Annotated in this window: 1 tRNA gene and 2 rRNA genes; all 3 read right to left on the bottom strand. The window is 53.3% G+C overall.

Annotation, left to right across the window (positions count from 1 at the left end):
• Window position 1 precedes the first annotated feature (1 nt).
• Window positions 2-78, bottom strand: a tRNA-Met gene (locus tag AC2FLO_RS05205).
• Between the two features lie 52 nt (window positions 79-130).
• Window positions 131-245: ribosomal RNA gene (gene rrf / locus AC2FLO_RS05200) — 5S ribosomal RNA — on the bottom strand.
• 186 nt (window positions 246-431) lie between these two features.
• Window positions 432-3,276: ribosomal RNA gene (locus tag AC2FLO_RS05195) — 23S ribosomal RNA — on the bottom strand.
• Window positions 3,277-3,601: the final 325 nt, after the last annotated feature.

Below are 3,601 nucleotides of genomic sequence, written 5' to 3'. Positions count from 1 at the left end.
TTGGTTGCGGGAGCAGGATTTGAACCTGCGACCTTCAGGTTATGAGCCTGACGAGCTACCGGGCTGCTCCATCCCGCGTCAGAGTCAGATTTGTTTTCATCGTGTTAGAGAGACTTGGGGATTTTGCTAGGTTTGGCGGTGACCTACTCTCCCGGGGCTTAAGCCCAAGTACCATTGGCGCGGCAGTGCTTAACTTCCGGGTTCGGGATGGGACCGGGTGTTTCATTTGCGCTATGACCACCAAACCGAGGAAAATCCCCGTCGCTCATTTTGCTTTGCAAAAAGGCGACGCGCGGGAGGCAGGGTATTCGCTTGCGAATGGGCGTTCCCGCACGGTTGTTATGTCAATCAACAGTGCCGTTTGCGTTGGCACGCGTTGTCCATGTTCAAGGTGTGTATGCTTTTGGTGATTTGTCTTTCCATTACTGGATCAAATCAAGCCTATCGGGCGATTAGTACCGGTCAACTGAACGCATTACTGCGCTTACATCTCCGGCCTATTGACGTGGTGGTCTTCCACGGCCCTCAGGGAGACCTTGTTTTGAGGGGGGCTTCCCGCTTAGATGCCTTCAGCGGTTATCCTGTCCGATCATAGCTACCCAGCACTGCCGTTGGCACGACAACTGGTCCACCAGTGGATCGTTCACCCCGGTCCTCTCGTACTAGGGGCAACTCCTCTCAAGTCTCCTACACCCACGGCAGATAGGGACCGAACTGTCTCACGACGTTCTAAACCCAGCTCACGTACCTCTTTAAACGGCGAACAGCCGTACCCTTGGGACCTGCTCCAGCCCCAGGATGAGATGAGCCGACATCGAGGTGCCAAACACTGCCGTCGATATGGACTCTTGGGCAGTATCAGCCTGTTATCCCCGGCGTACCTTTTATCCGTTGAGCGATGGCCCTTCCACTCGGGACCACCGGATCACTATGGCCGTCTTTCGACTCTGCTCGACTTGTCAGTCTTGCAGTCAGGCTGGCTTCTGCCATTGCACTCAACGAGCGATTTCCGACCGCTCTGAGCCAACCTTCGCGCGCCTCCGTTACGCTTTAGGAGGCGACCGCCCCAGTCAAACTACCCGCCACGCAGGGTCCCGGATCCGGATAACGGACCGCGGTTAGACATCAAGAGTGCGAAGGGTGGTATCTCAAGGGAGGCTCCACAGGTACTTGCGTTCCTGCTTCAAAGCCTACCACCTATCCTGCACATCACAATCCTGATGCCAGTGCGAAGCTGTAGTAAAGGTGCACGGGGTCTTTCCGTCTAACCGCGGGAAGCCTGCATCTTGACAGGCAATTCAATTTCGCTGAGTCGATGTTGGAGACAGCGGGGAAGTCGTTACGCCATTCGTGCAGGTCGGAACTTACCCGACAAGGAATTTCGCTACCTTAGGACCGTTATAGTTACGGCCGCCGTTTACCTGGGCTTCAATTCAAGGCTCTCACCTCTCCTTTTAACCTTCAGGCACCGGGCAGGCGTCAGACCCTATACGTCGTCTTGCGACTTCGCAGAGCCCTGTGTTTTTAATAAACAGTCGCCACCCCCTGGTTTGTGCCCCCAGCCCCTAGTTGCCTAGGAACCGGGCCTCCTTCTCGCGAACTTACGGAGGTATTTTGCCGAGTTCCTTCAACATCGTTCTCTCAAGCGCCTTGGTATGCTCTACCAGTCCACCTGTGTCGGTTTAGGGTACGGTCTGATGGAGGGCTATTTCCAGGAACCACTCAGCAGCCCAATCAATCCGATAAGATTGAACTACACCTGTGATCCGTCACATCCTCCTGGCCTAGGAATATTAACCTAGTTCCCATCGCCTACGCCTTTCGGCCTCGGCTTAGGGGCCGGCTTACCCTGCTCAGATTAGCTTTAAGCAGGAACCCTTGGACTTTCGGCGAGAGTGTCTCTCACACTCTTTGTCGCTACTCATGTCATCATTCTCACTAGTGATCTCTCCACCGGATCCCTCACAGGCCGGCTTCATCGAAAGAACTCGATCCGTCATTACACCTCGCTGCTGTTACACAACACAGATGCAAATACGGATGAGTTCTATGTCACACTACGCTCTGCTACCATGCCTTACGGCATCCTAAGCTTCGGCTCATGGCTTGAGCCCCGTTACATCTTCGCCGCAGGACAACTTGTTTAGACCAGTGAGCTGTTACGCTATCTTTAAAGGATGGCTGCTTCTAAGCCAACCTCCTGGTTGTTTTGGTCGTCCCACCTGCTTTCCCACTTAGCCATGAATTGGGGGCCTTAGCTGTAGGTCAGGGTTGTTTCCCTCTCCACTACGGACGTTAGCATCCGCAGTGTGTCTGCCATCTAGTACTCCCGGGTATTCGGAGTTTGGTTAGGATCAGTAAGCCTGTGGGGCCCCATTACCCATCCAGTGCTCTACCCCCCGGGGTATTCGGATGACGCTCTACCTAAATAGATTTCGCAGAGAACCAGCTATCTCCGAGTTTGATTGGCCTTTCACCCCTAGGCACAGCTCATCCCGATCCTTTTCAACGGATGTGGGTTCGGTCCTCCAGTAAGTGTTACCTTACCTTCAACCTGGCCATGCCTAGATCACTCGGTTTCGGGTCTGATCCCACGAACTCATTCGCCCTATTAAGACTCGCTTTCGCTACGCCTACACCTAACGGCTTAAGCTTGCTCGTGAGACCAAGTCGATGACCCATTATACAAAAGGTACGCCGTCACCCCGCAAGGAGGCTCCGACTGATTGTAGGCGTTCGGTTTCAGGTACTGTTTCACTCCCCTCGTCGGGGTGCTTTTCACCTTTCCCTCACGGTACTGGTTCGCTATCGGTCAGCAAGGAGTACTTAGCCTTCGAAGGTGGTCCTCCGATCTTCAGACAGAATTTCACGTGTTCCGCCCTACTTAATACGTCCGATCATGCTTCATATACGGGACTGTCACCCTCTATGGTCCTGCTTCCCAACAGGTTCTATTCACACTCACGGCTCGGCTGGTCCCCGTTCGCTCGCCACTACTAGGGGAGTATCAATTGATTTCCTTTCCTCCGGGTACTTAGATGTTTCAGTTCCCCGGGTTTGCTCTTAAAACCCTATGTATTCAGGTCTTAAGTACCTGGTCATGCTCATTATTGATCAGCTGTGCCAACAATAACAAACATTCAGGTGGGTTGCCCCATTCAGAAATCCATGGATCAAAGCTTATTCTCAGCTCCCCATGGCTTATCGCAGAGTATCACGTCTTTCATCGCCTCTTGCTGCCAAGGCATTCACCAAACGCCCTTCTCGCGCTTGATTTGATCCAGAAAAAGAAAGACATAACATGTTGCGCTACCGCCTATTCGGCCACTTGAGCGCGTGAAGCCTTTCGGCCTTTCGGCCTGCAGGCTTCGACTATGTCGATCGTGATCACCCAGCTGGTAACTAAAGGCGATCGTTCTTCTGAACCAAAAACATACATTTCCCGCCCCCGCCACTTGGACGAGGACAATTGAGCAACCCCATATGGTCTCCCAGCCGTGCAGCTGATCAACGCAGGTCGCTCGGGTTAGTATATTTGACTTGGACAACTCTGTTCTTTTCAGTCGCGATACACGAGACAGGCCGGCTAGACCCAAACCGT

This window comes from Ruegeria sp. TASC047 (assembly GCF_059612445.1).
The sequence above is the reverse complement of the archived record's forward strand: the minus strand, read 5'-3'. Positions and strand labels throughout refer to the sequence as shown.